The sequence below is a fragment of the Pseudomonas sp. Tav-5-1A genome, assembly GCF_055755055.1.
The window spans coordinates 2,576,454-2,599,972 of the sequence record NZ_CM146901.1; the positions used below are offsets into that span (position 1 = coordinate 2,576,454).

The window sequence follows — 23,519 nt, forward strand, 5'->3', positions numbered from 1 at the left end:
CCCCGGCGCGCGTGCGCGCCGGGGCGGACAGCCTCATCCTGAAAACAACAAAAAGAGACCGAACATGAGCAATCGAGCGGCGTTTGGCTGTGCCCTGATCATCACCCTGGCAGGCCCGGTAATGGCCGAAGAGCCTGCACCTGTACAAGGCCCGGTGGCCGATACCATGGCCACTGAATACCCCAACCAGAAGATCGGCCCGCGGGTGCTCAACGTCGAGAACAACGTGCCGGCGTCCAGTGGCAAGCTGCTGGAAGAGCAGGGCAAGTGGCTGAACGACCACGGCATCAGCCCGCACCTGTCGATGACCGAAATCTACCTGCGCAACCCCAGCGCGGGGCTGAGCACTGGCAACCACGAGGCGCTGACCATCTTCGCCATCGGCGGCGACTTCAACCTCGACAAGCTGGTGGGCATTCCTGGCGGCACGCTTCACTTCGAGCAACTGTACGTGCCCTGGACCAGCAACCTGGCCTACGGCACCCAGGTCGGCGACGTCATCGCCGGCAAGCCGGGGCCGTACATTCCACGGGTCAGCCACCTGAGCCTGTTCACCTACGAGCAGAAACTGCTGGGTGACAAGCTGGCCATCGAGGTGGGCAAGAGCAACGCCGGCAACTACTTCGCGCTGCCGCTGTGCAACGTGCCGCTGGGTTGCGTCAACGCCATTTTGCAGGACACTGCGGGCATCAATCCGCCGCCCTACGCCAACTGGGGCGCGCGCATCGGCTACGACCTGACCCCGGCCCTGCGCGCGCAGGTGGGCGCCTGGCGCAGCAACAACGCCTACCCGTTCACCAACGGCTGGGAGCGCACCGGCGGCGACAGCGGCGGCACCCTGAGCACGGTGTACCTGGCCAACCTGGCCTACCGCACCGACTACCACATGGAAGCCTACCCGCAGACCTACGAGATTCTCGGTTTCCACAACAACGGCGAGCAGACCGACCCGTACTACACCGTCAACGGCACCTCGAAGGTGCAGGACAGCACCGCGGCGGCCCGCACCAGCAAGGGTGTCAGCGGCTTCTACCTGGGCGCGAAGAAGACCTTCTGGCGCCAGGACGGCGGCAAGGGCAACGACGTCAATCCCACCGCGCTGACCGCCTTCGCCAGCCTGACCCACACCGTCGACCAGGACACCGCCAACGGTGTCGGCACCCAGGGCAACGCCGGCCTGATCCTGTCGGCCCCGTTCCGCAGCCGGCCGTTCGACAGCTACTCGGTGAACGTCAACTGGGCGCAATTAACAACCCGCGAACAGCGCTTCCTCGAGGAAGCCCACGAAGCCTCCGGCGCCGGCAGCTACAGCCCCGGCCGCAACGAATACGGGGTGTCGCTGGACGCCAACTTCGTGCTCACCGACAGCATCGTGGTCAGCCCGTTCGTGCTGCGCACCTGGGGCGCCAGCACGTGGCTCAACCCCTACAGCACCGTCAGCCCGCGTGACGGCTACGCCGCCGGGCTGCTGTTCCACATCCAATTCGACGAACTGCTGGGCCTCAACGCCCATCACTGACCAGGAGCTTTGCCATGACCGAACACCTGCAACCCCGCGTGGCGCTGATCACCGGCGCCGCTGGCGGCCTGGGCCACGCCTTTGCCCTGCGCCTGGCCGCCGCCGGCCTGCACATTGCCGTGGTCGACTGCGTCGACACCGGCCCCACGGTGCGCGCCATCCAGGCCCAGGGCGGCACCGCCCAGGGCTTTCACTGCGACCTGCGCCAACCCGAGCAGATCGCCTACCTGGGCCGCCAGGTGCTGGAGCACTTCGGCCGCTGCGACGTGCTGGTCAACAACGCCGCCTGGATCCCGCTCAAGTCCCTGGACGACACCAGCCTGCTGGACTGGAGCGACTGCCAGGCGGTGACCCTGGACGCGCCGTTCCTGCTCAGCCAGCTGTTCGCCCCGGGCATGCGCGAGCGCGGCTGGGGGCGCATCGTCAACCTGGCGTCGAGCAACACCGGCCGGCCGCAGAAGGGCTTTCTGGCCTACATCGCGGCGAAGATGGGCGTCATCGGCCTGACCCGCGCGCTGGCAGTGGAGCTGGGCGAGCACGGCGTCACCGTCAACGCCATCTCCCCGGGCCTGATCCGCCACCCCGGCAGCGCCGCGGCGTTGCCGGCGCAGCTGTTCGAGCAGGTCCGCGACAGCCAGATGATCAAGCGCAACGGCGTGCCGGAGGATTTGTGCGGGGTGCTGGCATTCATCGCCTCGGACGCCAGCGCCTACATGACCGCCCAGGTCTTCAACCTCGACGGCGGCTTCCTCCTCTAACCCGTAGCAGCTGCCGAAGGCTGCGTCCGCGGTAGGCCTGCGTATCCGCGCCACCTGCGGACGCGGCCTGGCGGCCGCTGCTACGTAGAGGGTGGTCAGGCGTTGTAGCGGAAAGTGTAGATGTGCCGTGCGACCAGAATCTTGCCGGTGCCCGGGTGCAACTTCATCGTTTGACCCGCTTGACTTCCAAGGGGGAGGTGGCTGATCCAGGCGCGCCCGGCTTCGCCGAATGCTTCATCCTTGACGCCTGACTCCAGCAGGCGAGCGGTTACGCACCCATTGGCGGAGGCAAATTTGGTACATGTCAGCCGGTAACCGTCTGGTTGCTCGCTCGAGCGAAAGATCACTTTGCCTTGGTTGCCGGGGTTAAACGCGTCGTTCGGGAACGATTCCAGCAGGGCGGTGCCGCGGTTGAAGGCTGTATCGATTTGGCCACTGACCGTGAAGGCGAACACTTTTTCGAAGGTGTCCTCGTCCTCATTAACCACGGTACCGCATAGTTTGACCGTACCGGACGGGTCGACCACCACCTGCATATGCAAGAGGCGGTCTGGGGCAACCCAAGCGAACCCGCGCTCGGCGAAGGCTGCGTCGATAGTCCCGTTGACGTCGAAGCGGGCAATAAACAGTGCTTCGCCGGGGGCTTCGGCCCAGCCGACGGCGACCACCGGTTTGCCGAGGTTGTTGGCGTCGCGGTGGACATCCAGCCCGCGCAGCTGCATGGCGCGCGAGACGTCGCGCGGCGGATGCACCAGCAATTGGCCGGTGCCGTTGAAGCCGGGAACAGGCACGCCTTCAAGGCTCAATGCGGTCACGCTGGCGACCGTGTCGCCACTGGCCAACTCGGCAGTGACACCGATATAGAAGGTCTGTCCGTCAAAGATGCTGATCAACTCACCCTGGACGTGGAAGCCCGTCCCACCGTCAAGTGCGCCCAGGGCAATGGTGCGTTGGTGGCTGCCGGAGTCCTCGAACGCTGCGCCTGGCAAGCCCGCGGCCGTGTAGCGAGCCAGGTGCAACGCGCCTTCCCCCAAGCTCAATACATAAAACGAACCATCGTCCAGGGCATGCAACTGCGGTAGCACCCGAGGGGTGCCAAACGTGTCTTTCAGAAAACGCTCGCCGGGGGCTTGCGCGTGGTTGCCAAAGTCTGTGGCCAGTGTTCCTCCCGGCAATACCTTGGTGACGTAAAACTGATTTTGCCCAGGGTCACTTAGGTTGAAGGTCGCCACCAGCATCGACTCGTCGGCCAGTGGCGCGATGGAGGTGGCCATTGCAACGCCTGCCCAGGGATAGACATCGACTTGCCGGCCGCCGTTGAAGGTCGGGTCAGGGTGTCCCGCATCAGCCTGGCCAGTAGTGGTGAGGAAAGTGGTGGTCATGAGGGTGAATCCTTAATGAGGTTGGTCAAGGATCAGTGTGCGACGTGGCGGGTAAAGGCACACCTGACAGATCTGACAGGTATCTATCCGCCCTGCCTTCGACACTGGCGCTTAACCATCCACGCCATGGATGCATCCCATGCCCACAAACGATTGGTTTCCGTGCGCCGGGCTTCGTACGCTGGCCGGGCAAACGCGTTCTATAAGGACAATAACAATGCACCGCAACTCACGATTCCAGGAGGCCTGACATGGCGATCATCGGCATCGACACCCTGTTGTACGGCGTCGAGGACCTGGCCCGGGCCTCGCAGTTTTTCGACGATTTCGGCCTGGTGCGCCTGAGCGCCAGCGACGACGAAACCGTCTACCGGCTTGACGAGGGCTCGAGCATCATCGTCCGCGCCCTGGAGCATCCGTCCATACCGGCCTCGCGCTACGAGGGCTTCGGGGTCAAGGAAACCATCTGGGGCGTGGACAACGCCGACAACCTGCGCCGCCTGGTGGACGACCTGGCCCGCGACCGCGAGGTGCGCCTGGGCGACGACGGCGCCTGGCACTTCCTCAGCGACTGCGGCCAGGCCCTGGGCCTGCGGGTGTTCACGCGCAAGAAGGTGACGTATGCGCCGGACCCGATCAACGCCGCCGGCAACGTCAACCGCCTCAACCAGCACCGCAAGTGGCGCACCCGCGCGCGGCCCAAGACCATCAACCACGTGGTGTTCGCCGTGGACGACTACTGGGCCAGCTTCGCCTTCTTCCGCGACCGCCTGAATTTTCGCCTGTCCGACCACCAGAAGGGTGTGGGCACCTACCTGCGCGCCGACGGCGCCAACGAGCACCACAACACCTTCCTGCTCAACAACAAGGCGCCGGGTGCCGGCGGCGTGCCGCGTTTCCACCACACCTGCTTTGGCGTGGAAGACTTCGACGAGGTGATGGTGGGCTCCAACTACATGACCCGGCGCGGCTGGCAGCACGGCTTCCTCGGCACTGGCCGGCACCGCATTGCGTCGGCGATTTTCTGCTACTTCAACTCGCCCACCGGCGGCGAGGCCGAGTACGGCGCCGACACCGACTACCTGGACGACAACTGGGTGCCGCGCGAGTGGGAATTCCGCTTCGGCACGGCGCAGTGGATGGGCAACCCGCCGGCGTTCATGCAGGACGACATCCCCTGGGACGTGACCTTCTACCAGGGCAGCGAACCGGCCATGCGCCGCTGATCACAACAAGGAAAACCACGATGTTCCAGTATTTCGAGACCAATTACGTGTGGAGCCTGGCGGTGGCGGCGGCCATCGAGATGGGCGGCAAGATCGGCGAGATCGAGGCCATGTGCCGGCCACTGGTGGAGGTGGCGCGCCAGGGCGACGACGCCGGCACCCAGGCGTTCCTCAAGGCCTGGGAGGCGGGTGGCGACAACCTGGTGGCCCTGGCCCAGGAGGACAAGGCGTGCGGCCGTCTGTTCAGCGCCGGCGACAAGCTCAACCGCGCCGCCGTGTATTTCATCACCGCCGAGCGCATGCAGGCCCACGGCTACGCGCCGCGCAAGGCGCTGTATGCCAAGTTCCTGCAAACCTTCGCCGAGGGCGCGCGGCTGGCCGGCGAGCCGTTGCAACGGGTGGGAATTCCTTACCGCGGCGCGCACCTCGCCGGTCTCTATACCCCGGCTGAAGGCGTGCAGGGGCCGGCGCCGTGCCTGGTGATCATCAACGGCCTGGACAGCACCAAGGAGATGGTTTACCGCGCCGGGCTGTTCCCGCAACTGTTGGCCAAGCGCGGCATCGCCAGCGTGTTCCTCGACCAGCCGGGCACCGGCGAGGCGCTGCGCCTGCACGGCATGAACGCCGTGGCCAACACCGAGGTTTGGGCGAGCAAGGTGGTGGATTACCTGCAAGGGCGCGCTGACATCGACCCGCAACGCATCGGCCTGCTGGGCGTGTCCCTGGGCGGTTACTACTGCCCGCGCGCGGTGGCCTTCGAACCGCGTTTTGCCCTGGGCGTGGTGTGGGGCGCCAACCACAATTGGGGCGAGATGCAGAAACGCCGCCTGGCCCGCGAAGGCGAGCGGCCGGTGCCGCATTACTGGGAGCACGTGCGCTGGGTGTGGGGCGCGGCGGACATGGACGAATTCATGGCCATCGCCGAGCAGGTGCACCTCAATGGCGTGATGGAACGCATCAAGGTGCCGTTCCTGGTGACCCACGGCGAGGCCGACCGGCAGATCCCGCTGGAGTATGCGCACCAGTCGTTTGACCAGCTGACTGCCAGCCCGGACCGCGAGCTGAAGATTTTCACCCCGCGCGAGGGCGGCATCCACCACAGCAGCCTGGACAACACCGCCAATGCCGGCGCCTGGATTGCCGATTGGGTGGCGCAGCGGTTGGGTGGGCGCCTGTCCTGACCCCACCGCCAGCGTAGCCGCTGCCGAAGGCTGCGCTGGCCCTATGCCTCGCTGGAGATCCCGGGGGTTCACACCGGCCAGCGCAGCCTGGCGGCAGCGGCTACGGCGCGGAAGGCACGCCATGCTGCCATTGCGCCCAGTGCCCGGTAATGTCTTGCACCAGCGCATTGCCCGCCCGGTACAGGTTGTCCAGCGCCGGCACGAAGCCGCCCTGGTCGGCGTACTTGAGCAGGTTGTCCACCTCGCTGTAGCCCGGGTACGGCCGGTCGAAGTCGGAACCGGCGCGCAGCACCGCCAGCCGCTGGATGTCCACGCGGCCCAGGCGGCTGGCGCGCAGCAGCGCTTCGTAGGTGGAGTTGTCCTCCTGCTGGGTGGTGCAGTAGGTGCCCTTGTTATCGGTGAGCAACTTGGTCCACGCCTCGGCGCGCTCGCTCAGGCGCGTGCCCGAGTACCAGGTGTTGCCCGCCAGGGTATCGCAACGGGTCACCACCGGCGGCTGGTTGGCCGGGGCGTAGGGGTAGTGCTGGCGCCAGGCCGCCGATTCCTTGCTTTCCCCCAGCACCACGTTCTGCGACAGGGCAAAGGCCTTGGCCTGCAGCGCCGGGTTCAGTTCGAACACTTCGGTCTTGTAGTCCAGCGGCGGCTTCTCGTTCGGGCCCTTGGTGTTGATGCCCAGGTAGCCGGTAGGCCAGTCCTTGGGCACGTCACGCGAATCCAGCTCCCATTGGGTGCCGAACTCCACCAGGTAATGGGCCCAGGCGGCGGTGCCCAGGGTGCCTTCGCGGGGGTTGATGCCGGCAATGCCGGCCACCAGGAAATAGGTCTGGCGCAGGTCGAACTGGCTGGACAGGGTAAGGGCCAAGGTGGACGCGGCGGCGTTGGTCTGGCCCATGCCGGTGGTCATCAGGCACACCTGCTGGCGGTTGCAGAGCACGTCGGGGTATTCGGCGGCAAGGCCGGGCACCGGCACCTTTTCGCTGAGGTGCAGGCGCTCGATCCAGTTCTGCGCCTCGGGGCCGAACATGGTGATCAGCATCACCTTGGGTTGCAGCGGCGCCGCCACGGCGCCCAGGCTCAGGGTGGTCCCCAGTGCCAGAGTGGCCAGGGGGAACAGGGTATGACGCATGTGAAGTCCTTTTTCAGGTGAAATCAGGCTGGGGGTTGCTGCGGGTGCACCTCATGGTAGGCGCGGTCGAAATATACCAGTGCGTCGGCGTCGGTTTCGCGACGCAGGGCCATCACTTCGCAGAACAGAATGTCGTGGGTGCCCACGCTCAGGGTTTGGCTGATGCGGCAGTCGAAGCTGGCCGCCGCGCCGTCCAGCACCGGCGCACCGCTGACCCAGGTGCTCCAGGCGCCGGCGGCGAAGCGTTCGCTCATGGCGGTCTTGCCGCCGAACAGGTTCGACAGCTCGCGCTGGTCGCTGCCCAGGGTGTTCACGCACAGCACGCCGTTGGCGCTGAACACTGGGTGCACCGAGGCGCTGCGGTTCAGGCACACCAGCAGGGTGGGCGGGTTGTCGGTGACGCTGCACACCGCGGTGGCGGTGAACCCGGCGCGGCCCTGGGGGCCATCGCTGGTGATGACGTTGACCGCGGCGGCGAGGCCGGCCATGGCGTGGCGGAAGTCCTGGGCAGCGACGTGGGGGGCGACGATTTCGGACATGAGCATGATGGGCACTCCAGTCAGGCTTGTTCAGCCAGGTAATCGAGCAAAACGCGGTTGAACGTGGTGCTGTCGCTGACGCTGGAGGCGTGGCCGCCATAGTCCAGCAGGCACAGCCGGCCGTTGGCCAGGCCGTCGGCGAGGTGCTGCGAGCGTTGCCAGGGCACCAGCATGTCGTCGCGGTTGGCGATCAGCAGGGTGGGCACGCTGATGTCGCCCAGGTGCGCCTCGACGTTGAACGCCTGCAGCGCGGCGATGCGCTTGAGCAGGTTGGCAGGGTCGGGAAAGTGCGCCAGGGCGTGGGCGTCGTCCTCGGCCAGTTGCGCGCTGTTGGCGGCGATCCAGTCGGCGGGGTACAGGAACAGCGCCTGGGCCTGCACGTAGGCGGCCGGGCCGCTGTGGTTCAGCAGATTCTTGCGCACCGCAAAGCAGCGCGCGCTGTGGGGGTTGGGGCTGCTCCAGGCGTTGATCAGCACCTGGCTTTGCAACAGCCCGGGGCGTTGCAGCGCCAGTTCCAGGCCCACCAGGCCGCCCAGGGCGTGGCCGATGAAGTGGCAGCGCTGCACGTCCAGTTCGTCCAGCAGCGCCAGCAACTCGGCAGCCATGGTGGCGATGCTATAGCCCTCGGGCAGCGTGGCCGGGCTGCGGCCGCTGCCGGCGTGGTCGTATACCAGCACCCGGTAGGCCTGGGTGAGCACCGGCAGTTGCGGCGCCCAGAAGCGCGCGGAGCCGCCCAGGCCCGAGCTGAGCACCAGGGTAGGAGCGTGCGGGTCGGTGCGGCCAAGCAGTTCGTGGTACATGGGCGCTCCTCAGCCGACGTGGGCGATGCTGGCGATTTCAATCAGGGCGTCGGGCTTCACCAGGCCGCACTGGATGCAGTAGCGCGCCGGTTTCTCGCCGGCGAAGTATTCGGCGTACACCGCGTTGATGGCGGCGTAGTCGGCCCAGTCGCGCAGCATGATCATGTTGAAGGTGACATCGTCCAGCGTGCCGCCGGCGGTCTCCACCACGCCCTTGATGGTCTCCAGCACATGGCGGGTCTGGGCGGCGGCGTCGCCCACGTGCACCACGTTGTTGTCCTTGTCGAAGGGCAGGGTGCCGGACACGTAGAGGATGCCGTCGGCCAGCGAGCCGGGCACGAAGGGGGCGATGGGCACGCCGGTGCCGGCGGGGATAATGGCTTTTTTGCTCATGCTCGGGCTCCTCAAGCGGTGGCGAAGGTGCTGCAGAAGGCGTCGACGCTGGACACCCAGCCAAAGAACGTCTCGATGTTGAACAGCGCCGCCTGCTGGGCGAACGCCGGGCCGGCCTGGTGGGTGGCGTCGGCCAGCACCACGCCGAAGTATTCGAGGAAGAAGCCGTCGCGCAGGGTCGACTCCACGCAGACGTTGGTGGCAATGCCGGTGAACACCAGGTTGCGGATGCCGCGGCTGCGCATCAGGCTGTCGAAGTTGGTGTTGAAGAAGCCGCTGTAGCGGGTCTTGGGCACCAGGATGTCGACGGGCTGGGGCTTGAGTTCGTCCACCAGTTCATAGTCCCAGCCGCCCTTGGCCAGCAGCGTGCCTTGCAGTTCCGGGCGCTGGCGCATGGTTTTCAGGGCGTTGGACTTGTGCCAGTTGGGCGAGCCGGGGCCGCCGGCTTCGACGTAGTCGGCGTCCCAGCCGTTCTGGAAGAACACCACCGGCATGCCGGCCGCGCGGGCGGTGGCCAGAGCCTTCTGGATGTTGGCGATCACCGGGCCAGTGCTGCTGACGTCGAAGCCGGCCAGGTCCAGGTAGCCGCCCAGGCTGGCGTAGGCGTTCTGCATGTCCACCACCACCAGGGCGGTCTCGCTGGCCTTCAGGTTCAGGGCCTCGGGGCGCGCGGGCAGGGTGCGGGCAGGCAGGGTGTCCAGGGGCAGGGCGTAGCCGCTGAGCGGCGCAGGCGCGTTCATCAGGCAGTTTCCTTGAGCAGGTTGATGTGTTGGCGGCAGGTCATCAGCGGCTGGATTTTTTCGCCGAAGTCTTCCACGCCCTGCACGAAGTCATCGAAGGTCAGCATCACGCCCTGGGTGCCGGGCACGCTGGCCACCTCGTCGAGCATGCGCGCCACGCTGGCCCACGAGCCCACCAGGGTGCCCATGTTGATGTTCACCGCCGAGGTCGGGTCGGCCATCTGCCGCATGTTCGAGCCGGGGCTCTTGTCGGCCGCGCCTTTCTCGGCCAGCCAGGCGATGGCTTCCTCGTCGGCGCCGGCCTTGTACAGCTCCCAGCGCTCGCGGGCGGCTTCGTCGGTGTCGGCGGCGATGATCATGAACAGCACGCAGGAAGTCACCTCGCGGCCGCTTTTTTCGTTCGCCTGGATCAGCCGTTCGGCCGTGGGCGCAAACGCGGTAGGAGTGTTGACGCCCTTGCCGAAGCAGAAGTTGTAGTCGGCGTACTGCGACGAGAAGGCCATGCCGGCGTCGCTCTGGCCGGCGCAGATCACCTTCATGGCGGCCTGGGGCTTGGGGCTGACGCGGCAGTCGTCCATCTGGAAGTACTGGCCCTTGAAGTCGCTGCTGCCGGTGGCCCACAGCTCGCGCAGCACTTGGGCGTATTCACCCAGGTAGTCGTAGCGGGTGTGGAAGAACTCGTCGCCGGGCCACAGGCCCATCTGCTCGTATTCGGGCTTCTGCCAGCCGGTGACCAGGTTGACGCCGAAGCGCCCGCCGGAGATGGAGTCGATGGTGCTGGCCATGCGCGCGACGATGGCCGGCGGCAGGGTCAGTGTGGCGGCGGTGGCGAACAGCTGGATGCGGCTGGTGACCGCGGCCAGGCCGGCCATCAGGGTGAAGGATTCGAGGTTGTGCTCCCAGAACTCGGTCTTGCCGCCGAAGCCGCGCAGCTTGATCATCGACAGGGCGAAGTCGAAGCCGTAGTGCTCGGCCTTCTGCACGATGGTCTTGTTCAGTTCGAAGGTGGGCTTGTACTGCGGCGCCGTGGTGGAGATGAGCCAGCCGTTGTTGCCGATCGGGATGAAGATGCCTACGTCCATGATGTGAGCCTCTTGGGGTCGAGTACCCAAGGGATTTAGCAGGAAGCAGGCCAATAATCTTTTAGCGTTATGTAACAAAGGGTTATATTTAGTGACGGACCAAATGGTCTGGTGCAGAGCGCCTGGTTGGTGCGCCGTGCACGGCCTTGGGGCGCTATTGGCCATTGCCTGGTGGCGCGGGCAGGGTAAAGTGCGGGGGTGTTTCGTTGGCCACAGGTCCCTTACGTGAAGCAGAAGTCGCCCCCCGCCAAGCCCGCCCGCACCCCCAGCGCGTCCACCCTGCAGCGCCGCCACCGGCTGATGGAGGGCAAGCGCGCGGTCATCCTCGATGCCGCCTTGCAGCTGTTCTCGCGCTTCGGCGTGCACGGCACCAGCCTGGACCAGGTGGCCAACATGGCCGACGTGTCGAAGACCAACCTGCTGTATTACTTCGCCAGCAAGGACGAGCTGTACCTGAGCGTTTTGCGCCAGTTGCTGGACGTGTGGCTGCGGCCGCTGCGCGGCTTCAGCGTGGAGCAGGACCCGCTGCAGGCCATTGGCGAGTACATTCGCATCAAGCTGGAACTGTCCCGCGACCACCCGGCCGAGTCACGGCTGTTCTGCCTGGAAATCGTCCAGGGCGCGCCGCTGCTGCTCGGCGAGCTGCAGGACCCGCTGCGCGAGCTGGTGGACAGCAAGGTGCAGGTCATCCAGGCCTGGATCGACGCCGGCCGCCTGGCGCCCATCGACCCGCACCACCTGATCTTCTCGCTGTGGGCCACCACCCAGCACTACGCCGACTTCGCCAGCCAGGTCCACGCCGTGACCGGCAAGACCCTGGCCGACCCGGTGTTCTTCGACGAGGTGCTGGTGAACGTGCAGCAGCTGGTGCTGAACGGCATTCGCCCGCGGGCTTGAGGGCCAGGACGCGGCCTTGGGCGCATTCGCCCGCCGCGTAGCCGCTGCCGCCAGGCTGCGCTGGCCCTGTGCCTCGCTGGAGATTTTGGCTGTTCATACCGGCCAGCGCAGCCTGCGGCAGCGGCTACGCAATTGCGGTGGTGGGTGATTGGGGTGCGCCAGTGGGCCGCGTAGCCGCTGCCGCCAGGCTGCGCTGGCCCTGTGCCTCGCTGGAGATTTTGGCTGTTCATACCGACCAGCGCAGCCTGCGGCAGCGGCTACGGAGTTGCGATGTCGCGTGGTTGGGGGGCGCCAGCGGGCCGCGTAGCCGCTGCCGCCAGGCTGCGCTGGCCCTGTGCCTCGCTGGAGATTTTGGCTGTTCATACCGGCCAGCGCAGCCTGCGGCAGCGGCTACGGATTTGCGGTGGTGCGTGATTTGGGGTGCACCTGCGGGCCGCGTAGCCGCTGCCGCCAGGCTGCGCTGGCCCTGTGCCTCGCTGAAGATTTCGGGTGTTCATACTGGCCAGCGCAGCCTGCGGCAGCGGCTACGCAATTGCGGTGGCGGGTGATTGGGGCGCACCTGCTGCCCGCGTAGCCGCTGCCGCCAGGCTGCGCTGGCCCTGTGCCTCGCTGGAGATTTTGGGTGTTCATACCGGCCAGCGCAGCCTGCGGCAGCGGCTACGCAATTGCGGTGGTGGGTGAATTTGGGTGCACCAGTGGGCCGCGTAGCCGCTGCCGCCAGGCTGCGCTGGCCCTGTGCCTCGCTGGAGATTTCGGGTGTTCATACCGGCCAGCGCAGCCTGCGGCAGCGGCTACGGAGTTGCGGTGGTGCGTGATTTGGGGTGCACCTGCGGGCCGCGTAGCCGCTGCCGCCAGGCTGCGCTGGCCCTGTGCCTCGCTGAAGATTTCGGGTGTTCATACCGGCCAGCGCAGCCTGCGGCAGCGGCTACGCAATTGCGGTGGTGGGTGATTGGGGTGCGCCAGTGGGCCGCGTAGCCGCTGCCGCCAGGCTGCGCTGGCCCTGTGCCTCGCTGGAGATTTCGGGTGTTCATACCGGCCAGCGCAGCCTGCGGCAGCGGCTACGGAGTTGCGGTGGTGCGTGATTTGGGGTGCACCTGCGGGCCGCGTAGCCGCTGCCGCCAGGCTGCGCTGGCCCTGTGCCTCGCTGGAGATTTTGGCTGTTCATACCGGCCAGCGCAGCCTGCGGCAGCGGCTACGGAGTTGCGGTGGCGGGTGATTGGGGTGCGCCAGTGGGCCGCGTAGCCGCTGCCGCCAGGCTGCGCTGGCCCTGAGCCTCGCTGGAGATTTCGGCTGTTCATACCGGCCAGCGCAGCCTGCGGCAGCGGCTACGGAGTTGCGGTGGTGCGTGATTTGGGACGCACCTGCCGCCCGCGTAGCCGCTGTCACGTTTGCTGATGATTTGACAGTACCGATCTTGAGGGTCGCACCTTAAGGTAGCGTTTCCATCGACGAAGGGAACGCAAGGATGCTGACTCGTAGCTTGGGACATCGGTTGCTGACAGGCCGTTGCAGTGAGGTCGGTCGTGTGTACCTGTTGACGGTCGTGACCCAAGGCCGCCATCCGGTATTTGCCGACTGGCGGTTGGGGCGGCTGCTGGTCCATGAAATGCGCCACGCGCATGAAGCGGGTCGGGTGGAATCGCTGGCGTGGGTGGTGATGCCGGATCATCTGCACTGGCTGGTCGAACTGCAGCGGGGCACGTTGGGCGAATTGATGTGTCAGGCCAAGTCACGCAGCAGCTTGAGTGTGAATGCGGCCCGACACCAGCAAGGTCGTCTCTGGCAGAAGGGCTATCATGATCGCGCACTGCGTCAGGAGGCTGATCTCAAGGCTGTGGCGCGCTACGTAATCGCCAATCCTCTGCGTGCTGGCATAGCAGGACGTTTGGGCGATTACCCGCTTTGGGACGCCAAATGGCTGTAGCCGCTGCCGGCAGGCGGCGCTGGCCCTTCGCCTCGCTGGAGATCTCCAGGGTGAACGAAGGCCAGCGCAGCCTGTGGCAGCGGCTACGCGATGGTAGGGAGTATCAATCCAGGTCGGCCGCCGCATGGCGTTCGGGGACTTGGGTGGCTTCGTCGCCCCAGGTGCGGTTGACGCGCTGGCCGCGCTGCACGGCGGGGCGCTCGGCGATGGCCTGGGCCCAGCGCTGGACGTGGGTGTAGCTGCCGGCGTCGAGGAATTCGGCGGCGGAGTAGAGGTTGCCGCGCACCAGCTGGCCGTACCACGGCCATACGGCGATGTCGGCGATGGTGTAGGTGTCGCCGGCCAGGTACGGGCTTTCGGCCAGGCGCCGGTCGAGCACGTCCAGTTGGCGCTTGGCTTCCATGGTGAAGCGGTTGATCGGGTATTCGAGCTTCTCCGGCGCGTAGGCGTAGAAGTGCCCGAAGCCGCCGCCCAGGTAGGGCGCGGCGCCCATCTGCCAGAACAGCCAGTTCAGGGTTTCAGTGCGCCCAGCGGGGTCGGTCGGCAGGAACGCGCCGAACTTCTCCGCCAGGTACAGCAGGATCGAGCCCGACTCGAACACGCGAATGGCCGGGTCGGTGCTGCGGTCGAGCAAGGCCGGGATTTTCGAGTTGGGGTTCACCTCGACGAAGCCGCTGGAGAACTGGTCGCCATCACCGATACGAATCAGCCAGGCATCGTACTCGGCGCCGCCGTGTCCCAGGGCCAGCAGCTCCTCCAACAGAATGGTGACCTTGACGCCGTTGGGCGTCGCCAGCGAATACAGCTGCAGCGGGTGCTTGCCCACGGGCAGCGTCTTGTCGTGGGTAGGGCCGGCGGTGGGGCGGTTGATGCTGGCGAACTGGCCACCGGACTCGGCGTCGTTGGTCCAGACCTTGGGGGGGACGTAGGTGGATGGCGACATGAGATACCCTCTGGGAGAAATCGAGGGGGTTGACCTTAACAGAGTCATCCGGCCCATGGCAGGCCAGCCCAACTGAAGATTTTCGTCTAACTGCCAACCCGACGCTTCTATGCAGGCGATGCATCAGCAAACCAAGGCGCCATGGTTTTTTTGCGCCTATCATCGTTGCCTCTGCCACTGCGACACGAGGAATTTTCCCATGACCACGCCGTCTACCGCCACCCACTTCACCCTCGGCCACCGCCCCGTCAACCGTCTGGGCTACGGCGCCATGCAGCTCGCCGGCCCCGGCGTGTTCGGCCCGCCCAAGGACCGCGACGCGGCGCTGGCGGTGCTGCGCGCGGCCATCGCCAGCGGTGTGAACCATATCGACACCAGTGACTTCTACGGCCCGCATGTCACCAACCAGCTGATTCGCGAGGCGTTGGCGCCGTACCCGCAGGACCTGGTGATTGTCACCAAGGTCGGCGCCCGCCGCGGTGATGACGGCGCCTGGCTGCGCGCCGACAGCGCCGCGGAGCTGACCGCCGCAGTGCACGACAACCTGCGCAACCTGGGCCTGGACGTGCTGGAGGTGGTCAACTTCCGCGCCTGGGGCAGCATGCACGCGCCGGACGAGGCGTCGATTGCCGAGCAGTTCGCCACCCTGGCCGAGTTGCAGCGCCAGGGCCTGATCCGCCACCTGGGCGTGAGCAACGTGTCGGCGGCGCAGGTGGTGGAAGCCCAGGGCATCGCGCCGGTGGTGTGCGTGCAGAACCACTACAACCTGGCGCACCGTGTTGATGATGCTCTGATTGACCAGTTGGCGGGGCAGGGCATCGCCTACGTGCCGTTCTTCCCGCTGGGCGGCTTCACGCCGCTGCAGTCGGCCACCCTGGACCAGGTGGCGGCGCAGTTGCAGACCACGCCCATGCAGGTGGCGCTGGCGTGGCTGCTGCAGCGTTCGGCGAATATCCTGCTGATACCGGGGACTTCTTCGGTGGCGCATCTGCAGCAGAACCTGGCGGCCGGGGAGCGGGTGCTGGCACCGGAAATCGTCGCGCAGCTCAACGCGATTTAACCTCCCTATCCCGCCGCCGATCCGTGGTGCATCCGGACGCAGCCTTTGGCCGCTGCTACAGGTGATCTGCGTAGCAGCTGCCGAAGGCTGCGTCCGCGGACGCGGCCTGGGCCGCTGCTACAGGGCGGTGCGTTGTGCGCGAACCAGGTGCTCTGGTTCGGAGCATGTGGTCCGCCATTCTTCATCAAGCGCTTGAATTGCAACGTACTCCCGCCTGTGGCACATAAAATGCTCTCGCTTGCCGCTCGACGTGTTTACACAATTGCCCTTCATGCTGTTGCGCTTTTCGAGGAACGAACCACTCATGAATGATGATGCCCTGCTGGCCCAGGCCAGGCTTGCCGCCGACCGTAGCTGGTCGCCCTATTCGCAGTTCCCCGTGGGGGCGGCGCTGTTGGCGGAAAACGATGAAGTGGTGCTGGGCACCAACGTCGAGAACGTCTCCTACGGCCTGACCAACTGCGCCGAGCGCAGCGCGCTGTTTGCCGCCATCAGCCAGGGCCTGGCGCCGCGGCGCTTCAAGGCCATGGCCATCTACGCGCCCAAGGTGGCGCTGATCAGCCCCTGCGGCGCCTGCCGCCAGGTGCTGGTGGAGCTGATGGCGCCCGACGCGCGCATCATCTGCCAGGGCAGTGACCTCGACGCCACGCGGGTGTGGACCCTGGCGCAACTGCTGCCAGGCGCCTTCGAATCCTTCTGATCCACCCTTTGCGCGACACGGAGTCAACTGCATGATCAGTCTTGTTGGAATGGCCGCCTTGCTGGCCATCGCCCTGGCACTATCGTCCCGGCGCAGCGCCATCAACTGGCGCACGGTGCTGGGCGCGTTCGGTATTCAAGTGGTGATCGGCGCCTTTGCGCTGTACGTGCCCTGGGGCCAGGCGGCCCTGGCCGACCTGGCCAGCGGCGTGTCGGCGTTGCAGGTGTACGCGAACAAAGGCATCGAATTTCTGTACGGCGGCCTGAGTTCGCCGCACATGTTCGAGGTGTTCGGCAGCGGTGGCTTCGTGTTTGCCATCCGCGTGCTGCCGATGATCGTGTTCTTCGGCAGCTTCATCGCCGTGCTCTACCACCTGGGCGTGATGGGCTGGATCATCCGCATTGTGGGCGGCGTGCTGCGCCTGGTGTTGCGCACCAGCCGGGTGGAATCCATGGTAGTGACCTCGGCCATCTTCATCGGCCAGTCCGAGGTACCACTGGTGGTGCGGCCGTTCCTGGCGCGGCTGACGCGCTCGGAGCTGTTCGCGATCATGGTCGGCGGCTTCGCGGCAGTGGCCGGCTCGGTGCTGCTGGGCTACGCCGGCCTGGGGGTGGAGCTCAAGTACCTGATCGCCGCCTGTTTCATGGCCGCCCCGGGGGCGCTGCTGATGGCCAAGCTGATGGAGCCGGAGACCGAGCAGGCCCACGACCACCAGGCCCTGGAGGCCCTGCACGCCAAGGAAAACCGCGCGGCCAACATCGTCGATGCCGCCGCCGAAGGCGCCCAGGTGGGCTTGCGCCTGGCCCTGGCGGTAGGGGCGATGCTGCTGGCGTTTGTCGCGCTGATCGCCATGGTCAACGGCCTGCTGGGCTGGGCCGGCGGCTGGCTGGGTTTCCCGCAGCTGACCCTGCAGCTGATACTGGGGTACGTGCTGTCGCCGCTGGCGTACCTGCTGGGGGTGCCGTGGAACGAGGCGATCCTGGCCGGCGGCTTCATTGGCGAGAAGATGGTGCTCAATGAATTCGTCGCCTACGCCGACCTGGCCAACCACCTTACGCCCGGCAAGGCGGCGGAGGCGGGCGTGCCGCTGCTGTCGGCGCACACCCAGGTGATCGTGACCTTCGCCTTGTGCGGGTTCGCCAACCTGTCGTCGATTGCCATCCAGCTGGCGGGCCTGAGCAGCGTCGCCCCCGAGCGGCGCCAAGAGCTGGCGCGGCTGGGGCTGCGGGCGATGATCGGCGGCACGTTGTCGAACCTGATGAGTGCGGCGATCGTCGGGTTTTTCATCTCGTTGTGACGCCGCGGCAACGGAAATCGGCGAGAAATGTAACTGTATTGAATCAAAATTGAATTTCCGTCCGGGTTGCTGCTCCTACGTTGTACACGCGGCGCACGCTGTAGCCCAGATCAGGAAATGATAGTCATGAATTCAGTCACGATGGAACGCAACGAACTCGCTCACCCCCTGGTCGTGGTGGTAGAGGATGAGGTGATCATCCGCGAGTTCGTTTGCGAGATTCTCAAGGAAGAGGGGTACCAGACCGTCGAGTTCGAGACGGCCGACGCCGCCGTGCCCTTCCTTGAGCAACGTGCGCCCGAGGTCGGCCTGCTGCTGACCGATATCCTCATGCCCGGCCAGCTCAATGGCGCTGACCTGTCGAACTTTGTCCACGACCACTGGCCGCAACTGCCGATATTGATCATGTCGGGCCACGAAACCCCGGAGTCTTCCGGGGTGAAGTGCGAGGTGGCGTTCCTGCGCAAGCCGTGGACCATCGGGCAGATGCTGCAAGGGGTGGAAGATGCCCTGCAGCACGCCCGCGCCGCCCACTAGGCGGCTAGGCGGCGGTCAGCGCCGCCAGTTCCTGGGCGCTGAGGCTCAGCCGCGCCGCCCGCCCGAAGCTTTCGACCTGGGCCACGCTGGTGGCGCTGGCGATGGGCGCGGTCACGCCTTCGCGGGCCATCAGCCAGGCCAGGGCCACTTCCCCCGGTTGCGCCTGATGGGCCTGGGCGATGCCGTCCAGTGTTTTCAGCAACGCCAGCCCGCGGGCGTCCAGGTACTTGTCGATGCGCCCGCCGCGCACGCTTTTGCCCAGGTCGGCCTTGCTGCGGTATTTACCGGTGAGGAAGCCCGAGGCCAGGCTGTAGTAGGTGACCACGCCGATGTGCTCGGCGATGCACAGCTCGCGTAGCTCACCCTCGAAGCTGCCGCGGTCGTAGAGGTTGTACTCCGGTTGCAGCACCTGGTAGCTGGGCAGGTCGTGGGCGCGGGCGGTGGCCAGGCTGGCGGCCAGTTGGCCGGCGGTGAAGTTGGAGGCGCCGATGGCGCGGATCTTCCCGGCGTCCAGCAACTTGGCGTAGGCCGCCAGGGTTTCCTCGGCCGGCGTGCTGGCGTCGAACTGGTGCGAGAAGTACAGGTCGATGCGCTCGGTGTTCAGCCGGCGCAGGGAATCCTCCACCGCCTGCACGATCCACTTTGCCTTCAGGCCCTGCTTGTCGTCGCTGCCCATGCGCATGCCAACCTTGGTGAACAGCGCCACCTTGTCGCGTACGCCGGGGCGGCTGGCGAACCATTTGCCGAGCAGGGTTTCCGATTCGCCACCCTGGTGGCCCGGCACCCAGGCCGAGTAGACGTCGGCGGTGTCGATGGCGTTGAAACCCTGGTCGATGAAGGCGTCGAGGATGGCCAGGCTGGTCTTTTCGTCAGCGGTCCAGCCCAGTACGTTGCCACCGAAGACCAGCGGCGCGATGTCGATGCCGGTCGTGCCCAAGTGTCGCAGTTGCATGGCGTTGCTCCTGGCAGTGAGAGGAAAGAACCCCTTGGATGTAAGCACAGATAAACCGGCCAGCGGATGAAGATCAAGGCAGGCGATCGGCCGTGAAATCCGCTTCGCTGCGCGCTTGCAGGCGCCCGCTGCGGCAGGCGTGCTGGAAACGCTCATAGTCTTTTTCGTTCTGCAGTGCGTACGCCTGGGCATAGGCGAACAGCGCATCGGCCATGGCCTGGCCGCGGCCGATGTAGCCACTGATGGTGGCCGCCTCGCCGCTGGCCTTGGCGTGGGCGCGGGCCAGGGCGCGGCCGCACAGGCGCGCGTAGGCGGCCAGGGTCTGGTCGTCGAAGGTTTCCAGCTCGGCCGAGACCTTCATGTCGCGCAGCTGGCGCAGGTAGAAATGGTGGCCGTTGGGGCTGGCGGTCCAGCCCAGGAACAGGTCGCTGGCCGGCTGCATCAGGCGCTGGCCTTCGACCACGCGCTGGCCGTGGTGCTTGAACGGCGAGCGCGCCTTGACGTAGTCGGCCAGCACCGAGCGCCGCGCTTCCTTGAACTGCAGGAACAGCGGGTTGCGCAGCTCGTCGGTGAGCAGCGCCACCAGGCAGCGGGTGCCGACGCTGCCCACGCCCACCACCTTGAAGGCCAGGTCGTGCACCTCGAAGCGCGAGAACAGCTCGCGGCGGTCGCCCTGCAGGGTGCTGCGGTACTTGCTGATCAGCGCCTTGTACAGCGGTTGCCAGCGGTGCGCAGCCAGCCAGTCGTCATCGTGGTCCAGCAGCGAGTGCTTGCCGTGCAGGTGGAAGATCTCCGGCAAGTCGTCGCGCAGGGTCAGGTGGCCGTGGCGGCTCTCGTTGACGATCTTGGGCAGCAGCCGCGCGTGGGTGCGGCGCTGGGCTTTCTCGATGGTCTGGCGCAGGTATTCCAGGGTGTGGCTGTTCTGTGGCTGCTCCATCAGCTCGCCGGGGCTGATGCGCCCGTACCAGGTGTTGAGCACGCCTTGCTCGGCGCACAACAGCAGGGTGGCCTGGTAGCTGTTGACCACCTCACGGCAGAGGTTCTCCTCGACGCTTTCGCTGTGGCGCAGCGAGCGCGCGGCAATCAGGAAGCTGGCGGTGAGGCGCTTGAGGTCCCATTCCCAGGGGCCGGGGTGGGCCTCGTCGAAGTCATTGAGGCCAAACACCAGGTTGCGTTCGGGGGTGGCGAAGCCGCCGAAGTTCATCAGGTGCGCGTCGCCGCACAGCGGCACGTTGAGGCCCATGTCCGGGGTGCCGGCCAGGTCGTGTGCCTGCAGCAGCGCGCTGCCGCGGTAGAAGGTGAAGGGCGAGGCCAGCATGCGCCCGTAGCGCAGGGCCACCAGGGATTTCACCCGGCCCTTGCTGGACGCCTCGATCAGCGCCAGCGGGTCGCGGTCGACGTTGCCGGGGTGGCGGTGGCTGGAACGCGGGCAATGCTTGCGCGCAGCCTTGCCGTGGTTTTCGCGGGGGGTGGGCATGGGGTGTACGCTTCCTTGGCAGACCCGGCCAGTGTAGCAGCGGCCCGCTCCCACATGAAAATGTGGGCGTCAGGCGGGCCAGTTGAAGCCGGGGATCTGGCGCCCCAGGCGCTGTGCCTGGTCCAGCAGCACCTGCATCATCCGCCGCGCCGCCTCGGGCAGCGGGTCGAAGCGCGAGAACACGAAGCTGATATCAAAGCCGATCTCTTCCGCCAGCGGCTTCACCACCAGGCCACTGTCCTGGGCCACGAACTCGTCGATGATGGTCACCCCCAGCCCTTGTTTCACCAGCGCCACCGCCTCCGGCGCGTTGGTGAAATCCAGGAACGAGTTCAGCGCCACGCCGCTACGCTCGATGGCGTCGCTGATCAGCTTGCCGAACGGGATGTCGGGGCGGAACAGCAGCAGCGGCTCGCGGGCCAGGTGGGCCATGTCGATCACCGGCTGGCTTTCCAGCGCGTGCCCCGGCGGCAGCACGCAGACCATGCGCCCGCGCATGAACGGCAGCGAATACAGGTGGTCGTGCACCACCGGCAGCGCCGAGATCGACAGGTCGACCTTCTTGCCGAGGATCTGCACCGGCATCTCGCTCATCAGAATGGTGCGCCATTCAATGTGCATGGCCGGCACCTGGCGCTTGAGCTCGGCCAGGGCATGGGGCAGCACTACCGTGGACAGCGAGGCACTGCAGCACACCCGTAGCTGGCGGTTGGGCGTGGTGGCCAGGGACTGCGCGCACTCGTTCACCCACAGCGCCGCCTGGTACACGCGCTCCACCTCGCGGTACAGCGCCTGGGCCTCGCTGGTGGGCACCAGGCGGTTGTTGACGCGGTCGAACAAGCGCAGCGCCAGGCGGCTCTCGACGTAGGCGATCAGCTTGCTCACCGCCGGCTGCGAGACGTAGAGCATCTTCGCCGCGCCGCTGATGGAGCCGGTGAGCATCACCGCGCGGAACACTTCCATGTGGCGCAGCTTGAAGGCCATGTTGCCCGGTTCAGGGCCTTCGGCAGGGAGCAGGGGCATGTCTTAACCTTTGGTTATGGTTTGCGCCATCTGAGTATGAGCCATCGCGGGGGTATTTTTGTAGTCTGGCGCCATTCATAACAACAAGGGTGACCGGCCATGGCCAGGACTATCCAGTGGGGCGTGCTCGGCGCCGCCAACATCGCCACCGAACGCACCATGCCCGCCATGCTCCTGGCCCCCAGCGCCCGCCTGGTGGCGCTGGCCAGCCGCGACGCGAGCAAGGGCCGCGAGGTGGCCGAACGCTTCGATATTCCCCATCTGCACGCAAGCTACGATGACCTGCTGGCCAACCCGGCGGTGGACGCGGTGTACGTGCCGTTGCCCAACCAGCTGCATTTCGACTGGGCGGTACGCGCCCTCGAAGCCGGCAAGCACGTGCTGTGCGAGAAGCCCCTGTGCCTGAGCGCCGCCCAGGTGCAGCAGCTGTGCCAGGTGCGCGACCGCACCGGCCTGCACATCGAGGAAGGCCTGGCCTTCCGCAACCACCCGCAGTGGGCGGCGCTGGAGCAGGCCAGCGTGCAAGGCACCCTGGGTGCGGTGCGCGCCGCGCACATCACCCTGGCCAAGCAGTTTCTCGACCCGGCCGACATCCGCAACGACCCCACGGCCGGTGGCGGCGCCCTCTATGACCTGGGCGTGTACGCGGTCAGCGCCTGCAACCTGGTGTTCAAGCGCTCGCCAAAACGCGTGATCGCGGCGCTGGAGTACGACCCGGTGTTCGGCATCGACCGGCTGTCCAGCGCCTTGCTCGACTACGGCGACTGCCACGCCGCGCTCACCGTGGCCACCCAGGCCGGGCCCGACGGCTGGGGCACGCACCAGCGCCTGGCGGTGCTGGGCGCCACCGGCTGGGTGAATTTCGATTTCCCCTGCGCCCACGCGCGGCCCAGCGCCTGCCACCTGCAGATCGGCGACCACCTGAGCGTCGGCGCCTTCCCCAGCGAAGTGTTGAGCTTTGAACCGGTGAACCATTACCAACTGCAGATCGAACGCTTCTCGCGCAAGCTGCTGGGCGACGACGTGCCCAGCTGGCCCATCGAAGATGCCCTGGCGACCCTGCGTACCCTTGAAGCGCTGTTTGCCTCGCAGCGCAGCGGTGGCTGGGAGGCCGTGCAATGAGCATCTACGACGAACCGAAGATCGACTGCCACAACCACCTGTTCGACCCGGCCAATTTCCCTTACCTGGCCAACACGATCTACCGCCCCGCCGGGCAGGAGATCGGCACCCTCAACCAGTTCGACCGGGTGCTGGACGCCTACGGCGTGCAGCACGCGCTGCTGGTGCAGCCCACCAGCGGCTACCGCGGCGACAACCGCCTGCTGCTGTCGGCGCTGGCCGCAGGGCAGGGGCGCTACAAGGGCGTGGTGGTGGTTGACCACGACATCAGCCTGGAGGCCCTGGCCAGCTACCAGGCCAAGGGCGTGGTGGGCGTGGCCTTCAACCCGGCCACCGAGGGCCTGACGGTGATGGCCGGCGCCGAGGCGCTGCTGCCCAAGCTGGCTGAGCTGGGCATGTTCGCGCAGATCCAGACCGTGGGCGACCAATTGGTGCAATTGCTGGAACTGATTGACCAGAGCGACGTGCGCCTGCTGATCGACCACTGCGGCCGCCCCGAGATCGAGCACGGCCTGTACCAGCCCGGCTTCCAGGCGCTGCTGCGCCTGGCCGAGCGCGGGCGGGCCACGGTGAAGATCTCCGGCATGCAGAAGTTCGCGCCCATGGACACGGTGTTCGAGGACACCGTGGGCTATGTGCAGGCGCTGCTGGAAACCTTCGGCGCGGATAACTGTGTGTGGGGGTCGGACTGGCCGTTCCTGCGCATGCAGCAGCGCGTCGACTACGGCCCGCTGCTGAAGCTGGCCGAGCAGTTCATGCCCGACGTGGCCGTGCGCCGCACCGTGATGTGGGAGACGCCGCGGCGCCTGTTCGGGTTCTGCTGATTTGCCGGCGGCAAGGA

The 23,519-nt window shown here is 66.6% G+C and carries 23 protein-coding genes; 12 read left to right on the forward strand and 11 right to left on the reverse strand.

Going from position 1 to position 23,519, the window contains the following annotated elements; all coding sequences use genetic code 11:
• Positions 1-64 precede the first annotated feature (64 nt).
• Positions 65-1,519, forward strand: coding sequence for a carbohydrate porin (locus AC0J42_RS11825; protein ID WP_473006276.1), 1,455 nt, complete (start codon positions 65-67; stop codon positions 1,517-1,519).
• Between the two features lie 14 nt (positions 1,520-1,533).
• On the forward strand, positions 1,534-2,277 hold the full coding sequence (locus AC0J42_RS11830) for an SDR family NAD(P)-dependent oxidoreductase (protein WP_473006277.1): 744 nt from the start codon (positions 1,534-1,536) through the stop codon (positions 2,275-2,277).
• A 95-nt stretch (positions 2,278-2,372) separates the two neighbouring features.
• Here AC0J42_RS11830 and AC0J42_RS11835 read toward each other — a convergent pair whose 3' ends face one another.
• Positions 2,373-3,659 (reverse strand): hypothetical protein, encoded by a 1,287-nt coding sequence (locus tag AC0J42_RS11835; protein ID WP_473006278.1) that lies wholly within the window; start codon positions 3,657-3,659, stop codon positions 2,373-2,375.
• 251 nt (positions 3,660-3,910) lie between these two features.
• On the opposite strand from AC0J42_RS11835, the gene AC0J42_RS11840 reads away from it, so the two are divergent.
• Both AC0J42_RS11840 and AC0J42_RS11845 read left to right on the forward strand, forming a co-directional pair.
• Complete coding sequence (locus tag AC0J42_RS11840) at positions 3,911-4,885, forward strand: VOC family protein (protein ID WP_473006279.1); 975 nt, start codon at positions 3,911-3,913, stop codon at positions 4,883-4,885.
• A 20-nt stretch (positions 4,886-4,905) separates the two neighbouring features.
• On the forward strand, positions 4,906-6,066 hold the full coding sequence (locus AC0J42_RS11845) for an alpha/beta hydrolase family protein (RefSeq protein ID WP_473006280.1): 1,161 nt from the start codon (positions 4,906-4,908) through the stop codon (positions 6,064-6,066).
• A 100-nt stretch (positions 6,067-6,166) separates the two neighbouring features.
• Here the strand turns inward: AC0J42_RS11845 and AC0J42_RS11850 are convergent, their stop codons facing one another.
• From AC0J42_RS11850 to rutA, 6 genes are read right to left on the reverse strand one after another with little or no spacing between them, the layout of a single operon-like run.
• Complete coding sequence (locus AC0J42_RS11850; RefSeq protein ID WP_473006281.1) at positions 6,167-7,192, reverse strand: purine-nucleoside phosphorylase; 1,026 nt, start codon at positions 7,190-7,192, stop codon at positions 6,167-6,169.
• A 23-nt stretch (positions 7,193-7,215) separates the two neighbouring features.
• Positions 7,216-7,737, reverse strand: a complete 522-nt coding sequence (gene rutF, locus AC0J42_RS11855) for an NADH-dependent FMN reductase RutF (protein ID WP_416423737.1) — start codon at positions 7,735-7,737, stop codon at positions 7,216-7,218.
• 14 nt (positions 7,738-7,751) lie between these two features.
• Entirely contained in the window at positions 7,752-8,531 is a 780-nt protein-coding gene (gene rutD / locus AC0J42_RS11860) for a pyrimidine utilization protein D (RefSeq protein ID WP_473006282.1), read from the reverse strand.
• A 9-nt stretch (positions 8,532-8,540) separates the two neighbouring features.
• Positions 8,541-8,924 (reverse strand): pyrimidine utilization protein C, encoded by a 384-nt coding sequence (rutC, locus tag AC0J42_RS11865; protein WP_416423739.1) that lies wholly within the window; start codon positions 8,922-8,924, stop codon positions 8,541-8,543.
• An 11-nt stretch (positions 8,925-8,935) separates the two neighbouring features.
• The gene (rutB, locus tag AC0J42_RS11870; RefSeq protein WP_473006284.1) at positions 8,936-9,664 is read right to left on the reverse strand and encodes a pyrimidine utilization protein B; all 729 of its coding nucleotides are present in this window, start codon (positions 9,662-9,664) and stop codon (positions 8,936-8,938) included.
• Entirely contained in the window at positions 9,664-10,746 is a 1,083-nt protein-coding gene (gene rutA / locus AC0J42_RS11875) for a pyrimidine utilization protein A (RefSeq protein ID WP_416423741.1), read from the reverse strand. Before rutA ends, rutB begins: the two co-directional genes overlap by 1 nt.
• A 300-nt stretch (positions 10,747-11,046) precedes the next feature.
• Here rutA and rutR point away from each other — a divergent pair, with 300 nt between their 5' ends.
• Together rutR and AC0J42_RS11885 are read left to right on the forward strand one after the other, a co-directional pair.
• Positions 11,047-11,643 carry an HTH-type transcriptional regulator RutR gene (rutR, locus tag AC0J42_RS11880; protein ID WP_473006847.1) on the forward strand — a complete coding sequence of 199 codons (597 nt, stop codon included), beginning with the start codon at positions 11,047-11,049 and terminating at the stop codon, positions 11,641-11,643.
• Between the two features lie 1,465 nt (positions 11,644-13,108).
• Complete coding sequence (locus AC0J42_RS11885) at positions 13,109-13,567, forward strand: REP-associated tyrosine transposase (protein WP_473006285.1); 459 nt, start codon at positions 13,109-13,111, stop codon at positions 13,565-13,567.
• 103 nt (positions 13,568-13,670) lie between these two features.
• On the opposite strand, the gene yghU is transcribed toward AC0J42_RS11885, so the two are convergent.
• The gene (gene yghU / locus AC0J42_RS11890; RefSeq protein ID WP_473006286.1) at positions 13,671-14,510 is read right to left on the reverse strand and encodes a glutathione-dependent disulfide-bond oxidoreductase; all 840 of its coding nucleotides are present in this window, start codon (positions 14,508-14,510) and stop codon (positions 13,671-13,673) included.
• Positions 14,511-14,709: 199 nt separating this feature from the next.
• Here yghU and AC0J42_RS11895 point away from each other — a divergent pair, with 199 nt between their 5' ends.
• From AC0J42_RS11895 to AC0J42_RS11910, 4 genes are all read left to right on the forward strand, one after another.
• A complete protein-coding gene (locus tag AC0J42_RS11895) occupies positions 14,710-15,570 on the forward strand; it encodes an aldo/keto reductase family oxidoreductase (protein WP_473006287.1) in 861 nt (286 codons plus the stop codon).
• 304 nt (positions 15,571-15,874) lie between these two features.
• Positions 15,875-16,270: a cytidine deaminase gene (locus AC0J42_RS11900; RefSeq protein WP_473006288.1), complete on the forward strand. Its 396-nt coding sequence runs from the start codon at positions 15,875-15,877 to the stop codon at positions 16,268-16,270.
• A 31-nt stretch (positions 16,271-16,301) separates the two neighbouring features.
• Positions 16,302-17,567 carry a NupC/NupG family nucleoside CNT transporter gene (locus AC0J42_RS11905; RefSeq protein WP_473006289.1) on the forward strand — a complete coding sequence of 422 codons (1,266 nt, stop codon included), beginning with the start codon at positions 16,302-16,304 and terminating at the stop codon, positions 17,565-17,567.
• A 126-nt stretch (positions 17,568-17,693) separates the two neighbouring features.
• The gene (locus AC0J42_RS11910; RefSeq protein WP_416423748.1) at positions 17,694-18,104 is read left to right on the forward strand and encodes a response regulator; all 411 of its coding nucleotides are present in this window, start codon (positions 17,694-17,696) and stop codon (positions 18,102-18,104) included.
• A 4-nt stretch (positions 18,105-18,108) separates the two neighbouring features.
• On the opposite strand, the gene AC0J42_RS11915 is transcribed toward AC0J42_RS11910, so the two are convergent.
• The 3 genes from AC0J42_RS11915 to AC0J42_RS11925 all read right to left on the reverse strand — a co-directional run bounded on the left by AC0J42_RS11915 (position 18,109) and on the right by AC0J42_RS11925 (position 21,556).
• Positions 18,109-19,056 carry an aldo/keto reductase gene (locus AC0J42_RS11915; RefSeq protein WP_473006290.1) on the reverse strand — a complete coding sequence of 316 codons (948 nt, stop codon included), beginning with the start codon at positions 19,054-19,056 and terminating at the stop codon, positions 18,109-18,111.
• A gap of 73 nt (positions 19,057-19,129) precedes the next feature.
• Positions 19,130-20,533, reverse strand: coding sequence for a DUF2252 domain-containing protein (locus AC0J42_RS11920; RefSeq protein ID WP_416423750.1), 1,404 nt, complete (start codon positions 20,531-20,533; stop codon positions 19,130-19,132).
• Between the two features lie 69 nt (positions 20,534-20,602).
• Positions 20,603-21,556 (reverse strand): LysR family transcriptional regulator, encoded by a 954-nt coding sequence (locus AC0J42_RS11925; RefSeq protein WP_473006291.1) that lies wholly within the window; start codon positions 21,554-21,556, stop codon positions 20,603-20,605.
• Between the two features lie 99 nt (positions 21,557-21,655).
• Between AC0J42_RS11925 and AC0J42_RS11930 the strand changes: the two genes are divergently transcribed.
• Positions 21,656-22,678 (forward strand): Gfo/Idh/MocA family protein, encoded by a 1,023-nt coding sequence (locus tag AC0J42_RS11930; protein WP_473006292.1) that lies wholly within the window; start codon positions 21,656-21,658, stop codon positions 22,676-22,678.
• A complete protein-coding gene (locus AC0J42_RS11935) occupies positions 22,675-23,502 on the forward strand; it encodes an amidohydrolase family protein (RefSeq protein ID WP_416423753.1) in 828 nt (275 codons plus the stop codon). Before AC0J42_RS11930 ends, AC0J42_RS11935 begins: the two co-directional genes overlap by 4 nt.
• Positions 23,503-23,519 lie beyond the last annotated feature (17 nt).

Bases quoted from the DNA above. Each gene is read 5' to 3' on its own strand.
- AC0J42_RS11920 (WP_416423750.1), bottom strand. From the start codon at position 20,533: ATGCCCACCCCCCGCGAAAACCACGGCAAGGCTGCGCGCAAGCATTGC.
- AC0J42_RS11925 (WP_473006291.1), bottom strand. From the start codon at position 21,556: ATGCCCCTGCTCCCTGCCGAAGGCCCTGAACCGGGCAACATGGCCTTC.
- AC0J42_RS11840 (WP_473006279.1), top strand. From the start codon at position 3,911: ATGGCGATCATCGGCATCGACACCCTGTTGTACGGCGTCGAGGACCTG.
- rutA (WP_416423741.1), bottom strand. From the start codon at position 10,746: ATGGACGTAGGCATCTTCATCCCGATCGGCAACAACGGCTGGCTCATC.
- AC0J42_RS11905 (WP_473006289.1), top strand. From the start codon at position 16,302: ATGATCAGTCTTGTTGGAATGGCCGCCTTGCTGGCCATCGCCCTGGCA.
- yghU (WP_473006286.1), bottom strand. From the start codon at position 14,510: ATGTCGCCATCCACCTACGTCCCCCCCAAGGTCTGGACCAACGACGCC.
- AC0J42_RS11885 (WP_473006285.1), top strand. From the start codon at position 13,109: ATGCTGACTCGTAGCTTGGGACATCGGTTGCTGACAGGCCGTTGCAGT.
- rutC (WP_416423739.1), bottom strand. From the start codon at position 8,924: ATGAGCAAAAAAGCCATTATCCCCGCCGGCACCGGCGTGCCCATCGCC.
- AC0J42_RS11825 (WP_473006276.1), top strand. From the start codon at position 65: ATGAGCAATCGAGCGGCGTTTGGCTGTGCCCTGATCATCACCCTGGCA.
- AC0J42_RS11845 (WP_473006280.1), top strand. From the start codon at position 4,906: ATGTTCCAGTATTTCGAGACCAATTACGTGTGGAGCCTGGCGGTGGCG.
- rutD (WP_473006282.1), bottom strand. From the start codon at position 8,531: ATGTACCACGAACTGCTTGGCCGCACCGACCCGCACGCTCCTACCCTG.
- AC0J42_RS11930 (WP_473006292.1), top strand. From the start codon at position 21,656: ATGGCCAGGACTATCCAGTGGGGCGTGCTCGGCGCCGCCAACATCGCC.
- rutF (WP_416423737.1), bottom strand. From the start codon at position 7,737: ATGCTCATGTCCGAAATCGTCGCCCCCCACGTCGCTGCCCAGGACTTC.
- AC0J42_RS11935 (WP_416423753.1), top strand. From the start codon at position 22,675: ATGAGCATCTACGACGAACCGAAGATCGACTGCCACAACCACCTGTTC.
- AC0J42_RS11830 (WP_473006277.1), top strand. From the start codon at position 1,534: ATGACCGAACACCTGCAACCCCGCGTGGCGCTGATCACCGGCGCCGCT.
- rutR (WP_473006847.1), top strand. From the start codon at position 11,047: ATGGAGGGCAAGCGCGCGGTCATCCTCGATGCCGCCTTGCAGCTGTTC.
- AC0J42_RS11910 (WP_416423748.1), top strand. From the start codon at position 17,694: ATGAATTCAGTCACGATGGAACGCAACGAACTCGCTCACCCCCTGGTC.
- AC0J42_RS11900 (WP_473006288.1), top strand. From the start codon at position 15,875: ATGAATGATGATGCCCTGCTGGCCCAGGCCAGGCTTGCCGCCGACCGT.
- AC0J42_RS11835 (WP_473006278.1), bottom strand. From the start codon at position 3,659: ATGACCACCACTTTCCTCACCACTACTGGCCAGGCTGATGCGGGACAC.
- AC0J42_RS11850 (WP_473006281.1), bottom strand. From the start codon at position 7,192: ATGCGTCATACCCTGTTCCCCCTGGCCACTCTGGCACTGGGGACCACC.
- rutB (WP_473006284.1), bottom strand. From the start codon at position 9,664: ATGAACGCGCCTGCGCCGCTCAGCGGCTACGCCCTGCCCCTGGACACC.
- AC0J42_RS11895 (WP_473006287.1), top strand. From the start codon at position 14,710: ATGACCACGCCGTCTACCGCCACCCACTTCACCCTCGGCCACCGCCCC.
- AC0J42_RS11915 (WP_473006290.1), bottom strand. From the start codon at position 19,056: ATGCAACTGCGACACTTGGGCACGACCGGCATCGACATCGCGCCGCTG.